Origin of the sequence: Vitiosangium sp. GDMCC 1.1324 (assembly GCF_003044305.1) — a bacterium.
Classification (GTDB): Bacteria; Myxococcota; Myxococcia; order Myxococcales; family Myxococcaceae; genus Archangium.
Genome location: NZ_PZOX01000003.1, coordinates 453,766 through 471,176, shown reverse-complemented (window position 1 = coordinate 471,176; position 17,411 = coordinate 453,766). Strand labels below are relative to the sequence as shown.

The following is a 17,411-nucleotide window of genomic DNA, read 5'->3' as shown; positions in this document are numbered from 1 at the left end:
CTTCGAGCGGGCCCGGGGTTTACTTCATCCCCGGGCCCACTCTTCCCTGGCTACTGGCGAGCCGTCGCCACGACCGACGCCTGGAGCGCGTCGGGCACCGGCTCGTAGGTGGCCAGGCGCAGGGTGGCCGAGGCGCGTCCCTGCGTCCGGCCGCGCAGGCTGGTCACGTAGCCGAAGAGGCTGGCCATGGGCACCAGCGCGGAGACGTTGCGCACCGCGCCATGGCCCTCCATCCCCCGCACGCGTCCGCGCCGGGCGGACAGGTCCCCGAGAACGTCACCCAGGAACTCCTCCGGCGTGGTGACCTCCACGTCCATCACGGGCTCCAGCAACTGCATGCCCGCACGGTGGGCCGCCTCCTGGAAGGCCAGCGAGCCCGCCATCGTGAACGCCTGCGGTGTGGAGTCACGCACGTGCGTGCTCCCGTCGACCAGACGTACCTCCACGTCCACCACCGGGTAGCCCGCCAGCACGCCCCGCTGCATGGCACCGGCCACGCCCTTCTCGATGGCCGGGACGAGCTCCTTCGGGATGACACCCCCATGGGTCTCATCCACGAAGACGAGCCCCGAGCCTCGTGGCGCGGGAGCCACCTCCAACACCACATGGGCGTACTGCCCGGGCCCGCCGGTCTGCCGGACGTGGCGGTACTCCTGGCGCACGTTCTGGCGCAGCGTCTCGCGGTAGGCCACCTTGGGTTGGCCCACGCGCGTCTCGACTCCGTACTCGGTTCTCAGCCGGTCCACGATGATCTCCAGGTGCAGCTCTCCCATGCCGGAGAGCAGCTGCTGTCCGGTCTCCGGATCCACCTCCACACGGAGCGAGGGGTCCTCCGCGGCCAGCCGCGTCAGCCCGTCCTCCATCTTCTGTTGCTCCGCCCGAGAGCGCGCCTCGACGGCGAGCTGGATGACCGGCTCGGGGAATTGGAGCGTCTCCAGCACCACCGGAGCCTCCGGGGCGCACAGCGTGTCGCCCGTGCGCACCCCTCGCAGGTTCAGCGCCGCGCAGATGTCGCCGGCATGCACCTCATCTACCTCCTCGCGCTTGTTGGCATGCATGAACATGAGTCGCCCTACGCGCTCGCGGCGCTGTTGGCGGGTGTTGAGCACGGACATGCCCGTGCGCAGCGTGCCCGAGTAGACCCGGAGGAACACGATGCTCCCCACGGCCTTGTCGTGCATGAGCTTGAAGGCGATTGCGCACAGCGGCTCCTCGTCCTCGGGCGCACGGGTGACCTGCACCTGTGTCCCGGGAGTCACGCCCTCGACCGCCGGAAGGTCCGCCGGGGAGGGCAGGTAGTTGATGATTCCATCCAACAGCATCCGCACACCCTTGTTCTTGAACGCCGCCCCGCACAGCACCGGCACCAGTTGCCGCTGGAGGGTGCCCGTGCGCAGCGCGCGCTCGAGCTCCTCCACCGTGATGTCCGCCAACCGTCCCTCCACGTACTTCTGGAGGACGGTGCCATCCACCTCCGCGCAGGCCTCGATGAGGCGCAGGCGCAGCGCTTCGGCCTCCGCGCGCAGCGGCGCGGGGACCTCCTGTCCCTCGGTGGACTCGCCCGTCTCCTCATCGAAGTAGAAAGCCCGCATGCGCGGCAGATCGATGAGGCCGTGGAAGTCGAGGCCGGCTCCGATGGGGAGCTGCACCGGCACCGGGTTGGCATCCAGCCGCTGGCGGATGGAGCGCACGCTCATGGCGAAGTCCGCGCCCACCTTGTCCATCTTGTTGAGGAAGGCGATACGCGGCACGCCATGCCGGTTGGCCTGGTGCCACACCGTCTCGGACTGAGGCTCCACGCCCTGGCTGGCGTCGAACACCGCCACCGCTCCATCCAGGACGCGCAGGGAGCGCTCCACCTCGATGGTGAAGTCCACGTGTCCCGGCGTGTCCAGGATGTTGATGCGGTGCGGGAGGCCCGCGAAGGGGCCCCGCATCGGCTTCCAGGAGGCGGTGGTGGCCGCCGAGGTGATGGTGATGCCGCGCTGCTTCTCCTGCACCATCCAGTCCATCTCGGTGGAGCCGGTGTGCACCTCGCCCATCGCGTGGATGCGGCCGGTGAAGAAGAGGATGCGCTCGGTGAGCGTGGTCTTGCCCGCGTCGATGTGGGCCATGATGCCGATGTTGCGGTAGCGGTCGATTCGAGTGGTGCGAGACATAAAGACTTCCCATTCCCGCCGGGTGGAGCCACCCGCGGGTTGAAGACAGACACTGGTTGAGAGGAACAAGGCGCCGCGGGCGGCCGGAGCGCACACGCATGCCCGGGAGCGGCCCCTCAGGGACGCTCAGGACGGCGCGAGGACACACGAAGGCCCAGACAGAGCGGTGGCGGAACCGAGCCCCTGCCTACACGGGAACCAGCCAACCCGCGTACGAGGGGACCCCGGTCCGCCTGCTCAAATGTCGAGCAGCACCTTGTTGCGGGAGCCGAGACGCACGTCCGCCATCGGCGCGAGCACGCGCACGGACGGCACACCCTGGATGGTGGAGACGGGCCTCATGACCGGGACATATTAAGACCTCGGCTTCATTTGTCAATGTTGAGCAGGCTTTGCGGCGTGGTGTGTGTCGCACGCCGCACACGCGTCGAAAAAGAACGAGCTCCTTGCCCGGATTTTCGCGTCACGGGTCGAAGCCGTGTGCTCCCGCCCGCAGCCCCTGGCCGCGGGTGGTGGGCATGGTCGCTCCCGGGCTGGTGCTGGCCGGGAGGACCCCCACCCGCACCAAGGAGAAGTCTTCGATGCGTGAATCAAGAAAGTCGGGCCTCGCCCCACGCCGCCTCCTGTTGGGGTTGGCTGCGCTCTTCTGGAGTGGTTGCGGCGGAATCGCGGAAGCGCCAGGCGGCGTGGACGCGGAAGCTCCGCCCACCGAGCAACGTGCGGCCCTCACCACCACCGATCGCTGTGCTCCGTCCCCCTCGGCCCAGGTCACCAGCGGTGACACGGTGTACTACCGCTATTCCACCGGTAAGACGTGGGCGGCCGCCAAGGCGGACTGCGCGTCCATGGGGGGCCGGCTCGCCGTACCGATGAGCTCGAGCGGCAATGAGGCCATCCGCTCCCTCACCAGCGACGTCCTGGCGTACATCGGTTTGTCCCAGCTCAGCAATCAGAGCAGCCCCTCCGCCGGCTGGCAGACCGTGGAGGGAGACACGCCCGCCTACCTCAACTGGAACTCGGGTGAGCCCAACGACAACGGGGGCGGGGAGAACAACGACCAGCAATGCGCCCGGATGTATGGGGACACCGGGAAATGGGACGACGTGCGCTGCAGCAACAGCAGCCCGTACGTGTGCGAGTTCGGCGCCCAGCCCGTCACCTGTGGCGGCGGCGCCACCTGCGGCCTGGCCACCGACTCCACCTACCGCTGCCAGTGCCCCTCGGGCCAGCACTACGACGCGGCGAACAACTCCTGCTTCGGGGGGGCGCTCTCCATCGACGTCAACAGCCTGAACGTGGACCAGGCCGCCAGCGGCAACGTCTTCGTCAACTTCCCCATCAAGGCCCGGGTGGGCCTCAAGGGCACCGGCAATACGAACACCCTGGTGGTCTCGCTCGGGCTCATGCAGAAGCCGAGTGGTCCCAATCCCACGCAGGCGGAGCTGGAGAGCCTGCACAGCTGCCTGGTGGGTGGTACCCGCATCACCCTGCCCGGTGACGGCAGCCAGCAGTACGTGGACATCGAGGGCATCGTTCCTCCCGAGTGTCTGGAGGGAGATCCGCAGCGCGCCGCCAACTTCTTCGTCCTGCTCGACGGCGCCGACGAGAACACCACCGAGGACGACAAGTGGCTCGTCTACAACGAGAAGGAGGCGCAGACGCCCGTCGGTCAGCTCTGCAAGACCACGGACCCCGTGACGGGCGTGCAGCGCGCGGGCTGTGTCATCAACGTGACCGTGCGGCCTCCTCCGGGCACCGACATCGCCCTGCTCGAGGCCTCCCCGGACTCGGCGGTGGCCGTGCTCGACCCGTCCGGCCAGCCCACCGACGTGCCCTCGGGTGAGGCGGAGGCTCCCCGGCCCCTGTTCATCGCGGACGTCAGCGTCGCCGCCTTCGGCCGTGACTTCGACGAGGCCAATGCCTCCACCCTCCCAGGCACGGTGGACTTCGTCTACGACATCGTCGCGCAGCCGGATACCGGCAACGTGGGCTGGAAGCGGCTCAACGCCAACCCCGAGGCCCTCCATGCGCCCATCGGGAACCTCAAGCCGGGCGAAAAGCTGCAGGTCGACGCGCGCCTGCACCCCACCGCCGAGTTTCGCGACCTCACGACCCCGGGCCACCCCTGGGCAGCCTCCACCGACTTCAAGGTTCGCGCCTGTGCCCAGGTGCCCTTCGCGGAGCATGGTGACCCGCTGGTCTCGGGCCCCAACGGCCTCGCCAACAACTGCAAGGAGTTCTCCGTCCGCCTCGTGCGCGGCAGCTTCTCGTCGGGCTCGGCCTCGTCGTACGACGTGTCCAAGAGCTACAGCAAGTCCTTCGGCTCCTCGAGCACCATCAAGCTCGCCCTCACGAGCGACACGACGAACTCCTTCGACCTCACCGGTGCCTACTCGGACAGCGAGGTGAAGGCGACCATCAGCGGCTTCTTCGGCAGCTTCGACATGGTGCACGCCTGGGGCGATGCCTCCGCCACCGTCTCTCCCGCCCAGGCCTCGTTGGACACCGGCTTCAAGGTGTTTGGCGTCTCGCTGCTGAGCTACAGCAAGTCCGCTGGCACGGTCACCTACTCGTACGACAAGAGCTACTCGAAGGAGAAGTGCCTCACCTACTCGTATGGGGTCGTCGTCGCGTCCATCAACATCTCGGGGTGCTTCACCGCGACGTCCGGGCTCGACGTGGGTGTCACCGCCTCGGCCACCAGCATCTCCGCCCAGGTGCGCCCCTACGTCAATGCCAGCCTCAGCGTGAGCGGCACGCTCAACCTCACTCTCTACAAGGCCACGCTCTCCGCTTCGCTCACCATCCTCGGCCTCAACACGGGCAGCAGCGATGGTGTCTCCGCCGGGCTCTCCTTCGTCATCAACAGCACCAGCCCCCTCAAGCTCACCATCACCTACGACGTGGATGCGCTCGTGCGCGTCACCACGCTCGACGGCAGCATCGACCTGACCATCGAGCAGCTCGAGGCCAACTGGTGCAAGAAGAAGGTCTGGGGCGTGAAGGTCTATTACGTGTGCTGGAGCTACGACACGCTCGCTGAGTACAACCTGTTCAGCTACGACGGCTACTCGTACACGTCCACGCTGCTGGACCGGTCCGGCTCGGCCATCACCCTTCAGTAAGCAAGAGGATCGCCACCATGACCCGCCGCGTTCCCGTCCTCCTCGGAACCCTCGTCCTCGGTCTCTCCGCCGTCTACGCCCTGATGCGGCCCTCCCGGTCCGCTCAGGAGCCCTCCACGGCCTCCCGGCGTCCACTCTCCTGCCGGTTCTCGGCGGGGGAGGAGCTCGCCTTCCACCTGCGCGCGAGCAGCTCCGCGCGTGCGTCCGAGACCGATTCGCCCCAGCAGCTCGACCTGGATGCCACCCTCTGGTGGCGGGTCCTCGAGGAGCGCTCCACCGGTGGGTGGGTCATGGCCGCGTCCTTGTCCGATGTCCGTCTCCTCGAAGGGGGCTCGGCGGAGTCCGACCCGGCCCGCCGCGCCGCCCTCGAGGCTCCCTTCCTCCTCCAGGTCGACCGCGACTGCCGCTTCCGCGACTTCGCCTTCGACCCCTCCTCGGATGCCGAGGCGCGCCGCCAGCTCCAGGGCATGCTCCAGGCCGCCGAGGTCATCCTCCCTCCGCTCCGCCGCGCCCAGTGGGTCTCCCGTCACCGGGACTCGCTCGGAGCCTTTGATGCGACCTACTCGCTCGCGGCCTCCGCTTCGGACGAGGCCCCGGCCTTCACGCGCCGGCATGGCCAGTACATCGCCTCCAGCCTGCCCATGCTCCCGCCGCAGCTCGGCGGCCGGATGCGCGTCGACGTGCTCTCCTCCGAGGCCCAGGGCACCCTGGATGCCAGGAGCCGTTGGGTGGGCCAGCTCGGGACTCGCGAGCACCTGCGCGTGTGGATGGGCGGCAAGCTCCTCAGTGACGTGAGCTCCTCGGTGGACCTGGAGCGCCTGGACGGCGCGCGGGGGGCTCCGGCCGCGCTGGCCCAGCTCGACTCCGGTCGCTTCACCTGGGGGTCCGCTCCCGCCGGTGCCAGGAGCTCCTCTCCGGAGCTGCCGCCTCCGCCGGAGCCCGCCCTGGCCGCCCTGACGCTCGATGGCGCGCTCGCGGATTTCTCCAGCCGGCTCGGCGCCGGCACCCAGGGCGTGCACGAGGCCACCGACCGTCTCGCGAGCTACCTGTCCGTTCATCCCGAGGTCATCCCCGACCTGGTGGCCCGCATGCGTGGCGGCTCCCAGCCCGAGAAGCTCCACTCCGTGCTCTTCCTGGCGCTGGAGAAGACGGGCACGCTCGCGGCGGAGAGCGGGTTGGCCTCGGCGCTCACCGACCGCGGCCTGAGCACCCAGGACCGCGCGCGCGCCGCCGCCGCCCTGCAGGACATTCCCAGGCCCTCCGAGCGCACCGCGCGGAGCCTCATCGACCAGGCGCGCGCCAACCGCTCGGACCCCGAAGAGCGGCAGGTGGCCGATGCCTCCCTCCTGGCGCTCGGGGCGCTCTCCCACCGCGTCGACGCGAAGCAGCCCGAGGTGAGCCGCCTGGCGCACGATGAGCTGGACATGCGTCTGCGCGGGGCCCGGGGGACCGAGGAGCTCGCGGTGGCGCTCGACGCCATTGGTAACTCCGGTGATGAGCGCTTCGCCGACTCGCTGCGCACCCAGGCCCAGGATGCCTCGCCGCTGGTGCGCGCCCACGCCGCCCAGGCCTTGCGCCGCATGGAGTCCGGTACCTCGGAGCCCCTGCTCGTGGACTGGCTGGGCCAGGAGCAGGACGCCCGCGTCCGCCGCTCCATCGCCGATACGCTCGCCGAGCAGGTGCGCGAGGAGGCCCGGCCCGCTTCGCCCGCCGTCCTCACCGCCGCCACCGCGCGCCTCTCCTCGGAGACGGACGTGCGGACCCGCGCCGCGCTCATCTCCCTGCTGGGCTCGGCCGCCAACACGGATGCGTCCGCCCGGCTCGCCCTCGTCCAGCAGTTCCACCGGGAGACCGTGCCGGACCTGCAGGTGCTCATCGGCCGCTACGTCCGCGCCGAAGAGCTGCGCTAAGCCCCCTGCGCTAAGCCCCCGGACATTCAGGGGATCCGCTGGGAGCGGATCTGATGCCTGGGGCTCCCGGGCCAGGGGGCCCACTGGATGCCTCCTGAAACCGTCTGGCCGGTGGCCCGCCGGATTGGCGCGTTGCGTCTCGCGCGGGGGAGCGACCTTGCGCAGAATGCCGGGCGCCTGGGTCGGCCCCCTGTGACACCATGGGGGGTCGGACGGCAGTGGAGGCTCACGGATGGAAGTCAAAGGCGTGGCGTTCCTGGCACGGCAGACCCAGGCGGAGCAGACCTTCGGCAAGGAGCGGTGGCGCGCGTTCCTCGCCGAGCAGGCGAAGCTGGACCCCATCTTCGCCCAGCCGGTGTTGCCCGTGACGCGCATTCCGGCGGATGCCTTCCTGCGGCTCAACGACGCCATGACCCGGCAGTTCTACGCGGGGGATCCGCAGGCCTACTGGCAATACGGTCTGAAGTCCGCCGAGTACGCGCTGGGCCAGGGCCAGCTCAAGCCCATCTTCAGCAAGGGGGACCAGCGGCGCTTCGCGATGTTCACCCCAGGCATCTGGAAGGGCTACTTCACCGTGGGAGAGGTGACGGCGCAGTTCCAGGGCAACGTGGTGGAGCTGCGCATCATTGGCGTGCCCCGGCCGCACATCTACTTCGAGCTGTCGGTGATGGGCTTCGCCTCCGGCGGGCTCGCCTACCTGAGCGGTCAGCAGATTCCGCACGAGTTGATCAAGGGCTTCAGCCGGGGCGACCAGGAGGTCATCTATCGCTTCACCGTTCCCGCCTGATGGAGCGGAGCGCCACTGCCTGGCCGCTCCTCACCAGCGCACCGCCGGGTGCCGGCGCATGATGCGGAACTGGTTCGCGCTGAAGGTGGGCGAGGTGACGGCGGAGGGCCGGTAGTTCATGAGGTTGTCGGCGCCCGTGTCGTCGAGGGTGTCCGTCGTCCCGTCCTCCTCGACGGAGTGGTAGAGGCCGAGGTAGTGCCCCAGCTCGTGAGCGATGAGCCGGGCGAGGTACCCCGCAGGCCATGAGAGGGGCTGCGAGCCGTCGCGGCAGGCCCGGCCCCGGATGAAGACGCCATGTGCCCGCCCGGGCGCGGCCAGGCCGTCGGGGATGTGGGGCACGAAGCCCTCCGGCTCGCTCTTCTTCGACAGGACTGGATCCGTCAGGCGCAGGCAGCCGGCGAGCACCAGGGGAACCCAGCCGTCATCGGGGGCGGTGCCTCCCTCGTCGCAGGCGTGCAGCGTGGCGTGAAAGCGCTCGAGCGCCGCATGGTTCCCTCGCTCGAAGTCGAGCGGATCCTCCACGTTCACGCGGCGGACGCGGACCGGCCGCACGGAGAGCCTGCCCGGGCGCAGCAGGGTGTTCACCTCGTCGAGCGCCTCGGCGAGGGCCTCGGGCAGGGGCTCGTCGTCCCCGTGGAAGACGGAGCCAGAGGTGATGGCCACCTCCAGGAGCACCACCCCTTCGCGTGTCTCCTCCACCTCGGGCAGGGCCAGTGCCTCGATGTGCAGGCGCTCGGGTTGTTCACCGGACCGGGTGGGGAGGAAGGTGGTGCACTCGCGCGCCGCGACGCGCACCTGGAGGCTCGAAGCCGCGGAGGGCGGCGGGTCTCCCGAGGGCAGGACATAGAGGCCCGCGCCCACCCCGACCGAGACCCGCTCCGGGCAGCTCCGGCAGTACGGGCCATAATCCTCGAGCGTGGTAGGTGGCGTGACCCAGGCGCCTCCGGCCGGGCCCCTCACCTCGTCGAGCTGGACGCAGGCCGCCTTCCCTTCCGGTGAGGACACCCGGAGGGCCACACCCCGCGCGTCCGTCCCGAGCGGAACGTTCACCAGTTCACTCAGGCCCTGCGAATCGAGCGGCGTTTCACCCACCGTGAGCCAGGCGGCCCGCCACGGGTTCTCCAGGGCGGCCGTATCAAGCGGGGTCCAGCAGGAAGCAGGCGGAGGGTCGGGTGGGGGCTCGCTCGGCGTGCAGGCTCCGAGCAGCCCCAGGAGGAAAAGGAGACCGGTTTGCCCGAAAAATCGCCTCACGGGTCCAAGGCAGGGAAGGGAGGAGGAGGCAGCCCGCATGATGCCCAGCCTAGTCCAACGCAGCGGCCGTGAGCCGGCACCCAGGGGGAGTGGGTCCCTGGGGGCGGGCCCGTTGCTGGTAGAGTCCCGGCCCATTCCCCTCTCGAACGACGCCGTGAGCCGAGCCGACTCGCAGCAGATTGCCGCGCTCTTCGACCAGCACGGGCCCCGTGTGTACCGCCGTGCCCTGAGGTTGTTGGGCAACCCCGCCGACGCCGAGGAGGCGACGCAGGAGATCTTCATCCGCGCCCTCCGTGCCGCCCAGGGCTTCCGGCAGCAGAGCCAGATGACGACATGGCTGTATCAGATCACCACCCACTACTGCCTGAACCTCATCCGAGACCGGTCCCGTCGCGCGGAGCTCCATGAGGAGCACGTGGCGCCGATGCTGGACGGCACCGACAGGTCCGACCCGGCGAATCCCGATGATCTCGTGCTCCTGCGGCGGTTGCTCTCGTCCGCCGACGAGCGCCAGGCGGCGGCCGCTGTGTACGTCTTCCTCGATGGCATGTCGCACGAGGAGGCCGCCGAGGTGCTCGGTGTCTCCAAGCGCACCGTGGGCAACCTGCTCGAGCGGTTCCAGGCGTGGGCGGGCGCGCAGGTGGCGCCAGCCGGGACGGAGTCCGTGGCCACGGTGGCCAGCGCCCCCCCGGAGCGCAAGAAGACGGGGTTCCTGGGATTCGGAAGGAGGCGTTCATGAGCCTGCCTGACTTCACTGCCCTGCGGACAGGGCGTCCGGACTGCCCGTCCGACCTCACGCTGGATCGGCTCCAAGCGGGTGAGCTCCCTCGGGAGCGGGCCCAGGAGGCCGAGCGTCACATTGCCGGCTGCGCGGATTGCGGTGCGCGCATGGCCGAGCGGCGGGCCGGTTTTGGCGCCATCGAGGGAGTGGACCCGCGCGTGATGCTGGCGCGCATCCGGACGGGGCTCGACAGGCCCGCCTCGCTTTCCGAGCGGCTCCTCGGTGGTTTCCGCCGCCTGTTCGCGCCACTCGCGGTGGTGGCCGCCGCGGCCGTCGCCTTCGTGGTGGTCACCCGTGAGCAGGTACAGCAGCCTTCTCTGGATACGCGCCCGAAGGGCTCCCTCGCGCTGCACGTCTTCCGGCTCGCGGGAGACCATGCCGAGGAGATGGTCAGCGGTGGCGCGTTCGCGCCGAGAGACCGGCTCCGCTTCACCGTCGACCTGCCGGAGGAGGGCTATGTGACGGTCCTCGGCATCGAGTCCTCCGGGGCGCTCTATACGGCATGGCCGCTGGAGCCCGGGACGGAGACGCGCTTCGCGGCGGGCACCGGCATCGAGCTCTCCGGCGCGGTGTCGCTCGATGCGAAGCCAGGCCGCGAGACGTTCCACCTGGTGCACTGCCCGGTCAAGGTGGGCCCGCCGCACTGCACCTCCAGCGGCGCCGGCGCCGCGCCCGTGTGCCCCGCCGGCTGCGAGTCCACGCCCTTCCTCATGGAGAAGGGTCCATGAGCCTCGGGCGGGCCAGCCTCCTGTGTCTCGTCCTCGCGGTGCTCTCGCCCCTCTCAGCTCGAGCGCTCCCCGAGCGCACCTGGGTCGTGGCCATTGGCCACAACGACGGTGCCCCCAATGAAGTGAGCCTGCTGTACGCGGAGCAGGATGCGCGCACTGTCGCTGACGTCCTGCGCGAGCACGGGCGGGTCTCGTCCCAACGCACCCGGTTGCTGCTCGGCGAGGACGCGACCACGGTCCGGCGCGCGCTCCAGGAGGTGAACGCCTCCATCCGCGCCCAGGCGGGCGAGGGGCATCCCACCGCGCTCGTGGTCTTCTACTCGGGCCACGCCGACGCGGCGGCGCTCCACCTGGGGGGCACCGAGCTGCCGCTCGCGGAGCTGAAGACGCTGGTCGAGGGTTCTCCCGCGGGCATGCGCCTGCTCGTGCTGGATGCGTGCCGCTCGGGGACGGTGACCCGCGTGAAGGGCGTCACCGCCGCGGAGAGTTTCCTCATCACCCTGCGGGACGACGTGGCCACCGAGGGCCTGGCCATCATCACCTCGAGCGCCGCGGGCGAGGCGAGCCAGGAGTCCGACCGGCTGCGCGGCTCGTTCTTCACCCACCACTTGATGAACGCGCTGCGCGGCGCGGCCGATCAAGATGACGACGGCAATGTGACGCTGACCGAGGCCTATGCCTACGCGTACACGCAGACGCTCCGCTCGAGCGGGCAGACGATGGCGTTGCAGCACCCGACCTATTCCTGGGATGTGAAGGGGCGCGGGGAGCTCGTGCTGTCGAAGCCGGCCGAGTCGCGAGGACGCATGGGCCTGCTGCGGCTGGGAGAGTCCGCGCTCTACCTCATCATGGACGGGAGGAGGGAGGGGGCGGTGGTGGCGGAGGTGTCGCCCCAGGGCCAACGGAGGGAGCTCTCCCTGCCCGCGGGCAACTACTTCGTGCAGCAGCGCAAGGCCGACGAGTACCGCGAGTACCAGGTGGCGCTCGCCGCGGGAGGCGTGGCGGAGCTCGGCACGATGCGCTTCGAGACGGTGCGCTATGACCGGCTCGTGCGCCGCCGGGGCGGGGAGCGGCGCTACATCCACAACTTCTCCCTCACCGCGGGCGCCCGGGGGCAGATGCTTGCGGGCGAGGGGACGTCTCCGCAGCTCCAGCTCGGCTATGGCCTCGACTTCGACTGGGGCTCCGTCGGCCTGCGGCTGCGCGGCCTGACGGTCCAGGGCTCCGGCGCCGACGGGCTGTTGCCGCGCCGCCATGACGAGCTGGGGCTGGGGCTGTCCGTGATGCGCTTCGTGGACCTGGAACCCGTGAGCCTGGCGTTTGGTCTGTTCATCGAGGGCGTGTTCCACCAGCAGCGATTCGACACGGACAGGCTCGTCACGGACCGGCGGGCCCTGGGCGCGGGCTTCGGCGGAATCCTGATGGTGGAGAGACACCTCACGGGAGGAATAGCCCTCCGCCTCGAGGGAGGGCCGGTGAGCGGGCTCTTCCAGCATGAGGTGGGCCAGGAAGCGGGAGAGGTGCGACACGAGCTGGTGACCCCACTCACCTGGTGGGGCGCGGGAGGAATCGTATGGCGCTGGTGACTCGCGGCTCTCTCGCCGCCACGCTGCTCCGGGGGCTCGCCGGGGTGCTCGCGGGCGGAGTGCTCGCCTGCGGGGATTCACTCGTCGACGAGTCGTACCTGGGGACTCCGCGCTTCACGGTGGATGGCTCGGTGAATGGCACCTCGGCGTCCGTCGACGCGACGAACCCCGACGTCAGCGTCGCGGTGTTCTGGATGCCCCGAGGGACCCAGCTGGGGGGCGAGGACGTCCTGGTCGAGCAACAGGGGACGGCCATCCGCGCGGAGTACTACCGGAGGTTCCAGGTAAAGCTGTTCGACGAGCCCGAAGCGGGGAGCCTCGTCACCTTGAGCTCGGGTGCACGCTATGGCATCGCGAAGCTCGGGGCCTACCGGGACGCGAACGGCAACAGGCGGAGGGATGAGGAGGAGCCGCTCCTGGGGCTCTCCGATGGGAGGGTGTTGATGCGCGTGCCCGAGGCCCTGTCGGCCCGGGACTCGCCCACGGGAAGGCCGCTCGTTGCGGGGTGGCATATCCTCACGATTCCCTTCGATTGCCCGCCGCCCGAGGGCACTCCTCCTGGAAGCGGCTCCTCGGGTGGCCCGGGTCCCGTGCCGGACGGCGAATGCGCGGTGCCGCTCGGAGCTGGTTGCAAGAATGACGCGGAGTGCGGGGTCGGCGGCGTGTGCATCCACGAATACCGGTGGCCCTGGCCCGGTGGAGCCTGCGCCATTCCGGAGCCTCCGCGGGATGTATGCCGCCAACGGGGCTCGGTCTTCGTGGGCATCCCCGAAGCGCCGGGGACGGGGTATTGGTTGAAGGGCTGTCAGGTGTCCGCGGACTGTGGGCGCGTCGCCCCCTATCAGTGCGACCAGCAGAACCGGGCGTGCATGCCCACGGCGGAGATCCCGGTGGAACTGCAGGACTCGATGTCTCCGCAGTCCCTGTGCCGCGCGCCGGATTCATCGCAGCCTCTCCAGGCCGTACCTGTCCCGTAGCTTCAGGGCACGGCGTAGCCGAGGAGCTGCTCCGTCACCTGTCCCTCGCAGTTGGAGGCGGGGGAGATGAAGTGGTCCTGGCCCTGGCCGATGCGGCAGCGGTAGAGCGGCACCGTGCCCGCCACCTGCGTGGTGTAGATGGAGCCCACGGGCCCCAGTGGGAGCAGGCCCTCGCAGTTCACATCCGGAGACAGCAGGTTGTGGTTGCCCACGCGGCACTCGTACAGCACGCGGGTGCCCGCGGCCGGCTCCCGGAGCAACCGCCAGGAGTTCTCCACCGTGAAGCCCGGAGGCAGGACGCGCGACGAGGCCCAGTGGCCGCGGCTGGCGTTGTAGCCCCGGCGCAGACGCGTGTAGGGCAGGTCCTCGAAGCCGCAGGAGAGCTGCTTCGGGTTCAAGTCATTGCGGTTGGCCAGGGCCCAGGTCGACCAGGCGGGCTTGGCGCTGCCGTCGCTGCGGCGCAGCCCGAGCGCCAGTCCACCCTCGGCCGGGTTGTCGCTCATGCGGTGATAGATGTAGTTCTCGATGCCCGGCGTTCCCAGCACGTTGCGGAACGTGTTGCACACGGCGGCCTGTTGCGTGGCCTCGGACGAGCTGGGCGCGGCCGAGTGGATGCCACTCTCGGTGAGTTGGATTTCCCAGGCGCTCGGCCGGGAGGGGAACGTCTTGCGCAGCCAGCCGGCGAGCACGCCCAGGTTGCCGTACGTCACGCGCGGGTAGTCATCGGCGGAGAACTGGGGGTTGAACAGGTCGGGAGGGTAGGGGTGGAACGCCACGCGCCAGGCGCGCGAGCCCACCCGGGCCGCGAAGCCATTGAGGAACGTGATGCCAGACAGCAGCGGGCTGGACGCCGAGGGCTGGTCGAACTCCGTTCCGAAGTGGTGCGTCAGCGAGATGAGCACCTTGGCGGCAGACTGCCAGGAGGTCACCTGATCATACGCCGCGTTGTAGTTGGCCGCGTACGTGTCCAGCCAGGCGGTGGTGTTGCAGGCCCCCGCGCCCTGGCCGCAGCCGATGTCGAACCAGTCGTTGGAGTTGACCTCGTTGTGGATGACGAAGTCCGCGATGCGGCCGTGGCCGTTGAGCCCGTTGTAGAGCCACGACAGCATTCCGGCGAAGCGCCCGAAGTCGGCCGGGTTGTTGGGCGCGCAGAAGATTTCAAAGCCCGCCGCGGCCGGCGTGCACACCCGGCCCGTTCGAGCCCATGCGGGAACGCCATACAACACGGCCGTCACCACCACGCCGCGGGCGGACCACTCGCGGATGGCGGCGTCCACGCTCGCATCCACCACGAAACAGTGGCCGCTGTACTCGACCTGGCTCGCGGCGCAAGGCGGGGCCTTGGCGGAGGGCTCCCAGTTGGCCCACACCAGATTCATGGCGACGCCGCCCGTGTTGTTGCCGGCGAGCTCGTCATAGCTGGGCCAGAAGTCGGGTTGGATGCCCTTGATGCGGTAGGCACTGCGAGTGGGGTACGGCAGGTTCGCGGACCCCTCGGACGGAACGAGTGCGAGGCCCGTGGCCATCAATGCCAGCGCGGCACGCACGGCCCTGCTCACCGGACGGAACAACGAGACCATGAGGAATGCTCCTGACAACGAAATGAAAAGACCCGGGCGAGCACCCAGGGCCCTCGGGAGGGCCCCAGGCGCTCGTCCCGGGTCCTACTGCCTGACTTCGCGGGCGAAGTCGACGGCTGGAATCAGAGGGACTGGAGGAACCGGATCAAGGCGTCTCTGTCAGCGCTGGACATGTTGACGAAGGCCTGTTTGGACGCCTCCGCCTCGCCCCCATGCCAGAGAATGGCTTCAGACAGGGTGCGAGCCCGGCCGTCATGCAGATAGGCCTCACCGCCGCTGACGCCGGCCGTCAAGCCAATGCTCCACAGCGGCGGCGTACGCCACTCCGAGCCCGAAGCCGTGCCTTCCGGCAGGTTGTCGGCCAGGCCGGCACCCATGTCGTGCAGCAGCAGGTCGGTGTAGGGGTGGATCGTCTGGCCACGCAGCTCCGTGTTCGGATGATAGGGGCTCGTGGTGAGGGTGGCCGTGTGGCAGCTGGCGCACCCCGCGCTCTGGAAGAGCGTCTCACCCCGCTGGGCCTGAGCGTTGGTCAGGTCGCGCCGGGCGGGGACACCGAGCAGGGCGATGTACCTGACGATCTTGTCGAGGTCCTGATCGCTCAGCTCCGTGCTGGAGCCCGAGCAGCCGGTCTGCGCCGAGCCGCAATCCAGGGTCTTGAAGACGGAGGAGGTGACCCCCATGTCGCCGTTGAAGGCATCCGCGATTTGATGCCGCAGCCGCGCCGTGCCCGCCTTCCAGCCGAAGCGGCCCAGGCGGGCCTCACCCGTCTGGGGATCTGTCACGGTCCGCATGCGCCCGGAGATGCCATCCCCATTGCTGTCATTCGGATCGGCCAGGGCGTTGACAGCGCTTTCAGGAACGGCCTCGAGAAGGCCCATGCCTACCAGCTGAGGGGTGATGCGCGCCGAGTAGTTCGTGGGAATGACATTGAGGAAGCTATAGGCCGGCTTGCGCAGCGAATAGGACGCGCCGTCGCTGAACTTGCCGGCGGTCTCGGTCCACTGGGAGATGCGGACATCCGCCTCGGGAGTGCCGCTGGTGCTGCGCGGTTGCAGCCTGGAGCCCAGCTGCGGATCCGCGGTGACGGTGCTGCCATTGACCCGGCCCACCTTGACCACGAAGTTGCTCAACGTGGTGTTGACGGCGGGAGGCAGACCGCGGCCGTTGTTCTTGTGGCAGTCGATGCAGGAGCGGCCGACGTAGTTCGGCCCCAGCTTGTTCTGCTGCTCGGTGAAGACGGGGTTGCCCGGCTCCGAGTGGCTGCCATCACCGAAGTCGGTGTGATGGATGCGGCGGCCCTCGACGAACGTCTGCGTATTCACGGGCGCCAGGTTCAACGCCATCTGCATGAACCGTTGAGTGGGCTCATTCGAGTAGGGCTGATTCTGGGTGGTCCGGCCACCGCTCCACCCGGCCTCCGGCAGCGGGTAGGAGTCCAGCGTGGCACCCACGCCTTCGAACGGCACGATGCCGCCGCTGCCGACGATGTACAGCCAGGCTCCGGAGTAGTAGTTGAAGCGGCCTTCCACCGGCTGCTTCAGGAAGACGCCCACTTCAATCTCCATGCGGTCGCCGACCCGGATCGCCCGGCCTTCCTTGGCGTTGTAGTTGACGCTGGCGGTGTAGAGGTTGTCATTCACCCGGGCGAAGGTCCCGTTGTGCCAGTACTCCGCCACCGTATTGATGCCCCGGAAGAACGCGCGGAAGTTCGTGCCGTCATGGGGGTAGACGGTGTGGAGGTTGACGGTGATCTGATTGCCGCCCTTGGCGACCTCGTCCACGATGTCGACGTAGAACGTGCGGTTCACGAAATACAGCGGCAGGAAGTGATCATACGCCTGGAATTGAGACTCACGTGCGTGGCGATCGCGCACCCGCTCACCGACGTGGGTGATCAGGGCCTGGGACGTTTCCTCCACCAGGGCTGCTTCCAGGGGCGTGCTGCTGTTGAACAGGGGGACGACACTGGAGACGCCAGCGTCCGTCCCGCCGCCACCCGTCCCTGCATCAACCGGGGTACCTGCATCACCCGTCCCCGCATCAACCGGGGTGCCGGCATCTCCCGTCCCTGCATCGACCGGGGTGCTGCCGTGGGTGTACCGCGCCTGGGGCGTATCGTAGGCGCAGTTACAAGCCGTGTCCCAATAGGTGAAGGAATAGTCGATGATGTCACCACTGACCAGGTTGCTGACGGTGTACTGGTTCCTTCCATTGGTGACAGTCATTCTGACGTTGAGCTGTCCTCCGTTGTTGAGGCGATAGTGGATGTCTGCCCAGGAGGTGGTGTCGACGTAGAAAAGGGCGGATGAGCCCGAGCCTTGCGCACCATAGGTGGCGGCAAGGCTGTCCCCTGCCGCCAGGGTGAAGGCCAGTAATGCGACAGCCAGTCCAGTTGTTTTGTTGAACATGGCGGATTTTTACTCTCCTATTGGAAATACAGCGCTTTCAGGCCATTCACAGGCCTGAAACTGATAGTGCAGATAACCGGACTTAAAGTGCAAATCGCGCCGAGACGGTGTTGGGTACT

11 protein-coding genes are annotated in these 17,411 nt (G+C 68.9%); 7 read left to right on the top strand and 4 right to left on the bottom strand.

The window, feature by feature from the left end:
- Positions 1-50: 50 nt before the first annotated feature.
- On the bottom strand, positions 51-2,159 hold the full coding sequence (gene fusA / locus DAT35_RS10455) for an elongation factor G (protein ID WP_108066792.1): 2,109 nt from the start codon (positions 2,157-2,159) through the stop codon (positions 51-53).
- A gap of 581 nt (positions 2,160-2,740) precedes the next feature.
- On the opposite strand from fusA, the gene DAT35_RS10450 reads away from it, so the two are divergent.
- From DAT35_RS10450 to DAT35_RS10440, 3 genes are all read left to right on the top strand, one after another.
- Positions 2,741-5,284: a lectin-like protein gene (locus tag DAT35_RS10450; protein ID WP_158501641.1), complete on the top strand. Its 2,544-nt coding sequence runs from the start codon at positions 2,741-2,743 to the stop codon at positions 5,282-5,284.
- Positions 5,285-5,301: 17 nt separating this feature from the next.
- A complete protein-coding gene (locus DAT35_RS10445) occupies positions 5,302-7,194 on the top strand; it encodes a HEAT repeat domain-containing protein (protein ID WP_108066790.1) in 1,893 nt (630 codons plus the stop codon).
- Positions 7,195-7,426: 232 nt separating this feature from the next.
- A complete protein-coding gene (locus tag DAT35_RS10440) occupies positions 7,427-7,981 on the top strand; it encodes a hypothetical protein (protein ID WP_108066789.1) in 555 nt (184 codons plus the stop codon).
- A 30-nt stretch (positions 7,982-8,011) separates the two neighbouring features.
- On the opposite strand, the gene DAT35_RS10435 is transcribed toward DAT35_RS10440, so the two are convergent.
- Positions 8,012-9,031, bottom strand: coding sequence for a reprolysin-like metallopeptidase (locus DAT35_RS10435; RefSeq protein WP_146209660.1), 1,020 nt, complete (start codon positions 9,029-9,031; stop codon positions 8,012-8,014).
- Positions 9,032-9,269: 238 nt separating this feature from the next.
- On the opposite strand from DAT35_RS10435, the gene DAT35_RS10430 reads away from it, so the two are divergent.
- Genes DAT35_RS10430 through DAT35_RS10415 form a run of 4 tightly spaced genes read left to right on the top strand, consistent with a single transcriptional unit; the run spans position 9,270 to position 13,304 of the window.
- Complete coding sequence (locus DAT35_RS10430; protein WP_108066787.1) at positions 9,270-9,971, top strand: RNA polymerase sigma factor; 702 nt, start codon at positions 9,270-9,272, stop codon at positions 9,969-9,971.
- Positions 9,968-10,741, top strand: coding sequence for a hypothetical protein (locus DAT35_RS10425; protein ID WP_108066786.1), 774 nt, complete (start codon positions 9,968-9,970; stop codon positions 10,739-10,741). The genes DAT35_RS10430 and DAT35_RS10425 overlap by 4 nt, the downstream gene beginning before the upstream one ends.
- Positions 10,738-12,327 carry a caspase family protein gene (locus DAT35_RS10420; protein ID WP_108066785.1) on the top strand — a complete coding sequence of 530 codons (1,590 nt, stop codon included), beginning with the start codon at positions 10,738-10,740 and terminating at the stop codon, positions 12,325-12,327. The genes DAT35_RS10425 and DAT35_RS10420 overlap by 4 nt, the downstream gene beginning before the upstream one ends.
- Positions 12,315-13,304, top strand: a complete 990-nt coding sequence (locus DAT35_RS10415; protein WP_108066784.1) for a hypothetical protein — start codon at positions 12,315-12,317, stop codon at positions 13,302-13,304. Before DAT35_RS10420 ends, DAT35_RS10415 begins: the two co-directional genes overlap by 13 nt.
- 2 nt (positions 13,305-13,306) lie before the next feature.
- On the opposite strand, the gene DAT35_RS10410 is transcribed toward DAT35_RS10415, so the two are convergent.
- On the bottom strand, positions 13,307-14,884 hold the full coding sequence (locus DAT35_RS10410) for a DUF5722 domain-containing protein (protein ID WP_233261401.1): 1,578 nt from the start codon (positions 14,882-14,884) through the stop codon (positions 13,307-13,309).
- A 122-nt stretch (positions 14,885-15,006) separates the two neighbouring features.
- Positions 15,007-17,292: a di-heme oxidoredictase family protein gene (locus DAT35_RS10405; RefSeq protein WP_108066783.1), complete on the bottom strand. Its 2,286-nt coding sequence runs from the start codon at positions 17,290-17,292 to the stop codon at positions 15,007-15,009.
- Between the last annotated feature and the right edge of the window lie 119 nt (positions 17,293-17,411).

Excerpts from the sequence above, each read along its gene's own strand:
- fusA (WP_108066792.1), bottom strand. The coding sequence starts at position 2,159 with ATGTCTCGCACCACTCGAATCGACCGCTACCGCAACATCGGCATCATG.
- DAT35_RS10450 (WP_158501641.1), top strand. The coding sequence starts at position 2,741 with ATGCGTGAATCAAGAAAGTCGGGCCTCGCCCCACGCCGCCTCCTGTTG.
- DAT35_RS10445 (WP_108066790.1), top strand. The coding sequence starts at position 5,302 with ATGACCCGCCGCGTTCCCGTCCTCCTCGGAACCCTCGTCCTCGGTCTC.
- DAT35_RS10440 (WP_108066789.1), top strand. The coding sequence starts at position 7,427 with ATGGAAGTCAAAGGCGTGGCGTTCCTGGCACGGCAGACCCAGGCGGAG.
- DAT35_RS10430 (WP_108066787.1), top strand. The coding sequence starts at position 9,270 with ATGATGCCCAGCCTAGTCCAACGCAGCGGCCGTGAGCCGGCACCCAGG.
- DAT35_RS10425 (WP_108066786.1), top strand. The coding sequence starts at position 9,968 with ATGAGCCTGCCTGACTTCACTGCCCTGCGGACAGGGCGTCCGGACTGC.
- DAT35_RS10420 (WP_108066785.1), top strand. The coding sequence starts at position 10,738 with ATGAGCCTCGGGCGGGCCAGCCTCCTGTGTCTCGTCCTCGCGGTGCTC.
- DAT35_RS10415 (WP_108066784.1), top strand. The coding sequence starts at position 12,315 with ATGGCGCTGGTGACTCGCGGCTCTCTCGCCGCCACGCTGCTCCGGGGG.
- DAT35_RS10410 (WP_233261401.1), bottom strand. The coding sequence starts at position 14,884 with ATGGTCTCGTTGTTCCGTCCGGTGAGCAGGGCCGTGCGTGCCGCGCTG.
- DAT35_RS10405 (WP_108066783.1), bottom strand. The coding sequence starts at position 17,292 with ATGTTCAACAAAACAACTGGACTGGCTGTCGCATTACTGGCCTTCACC.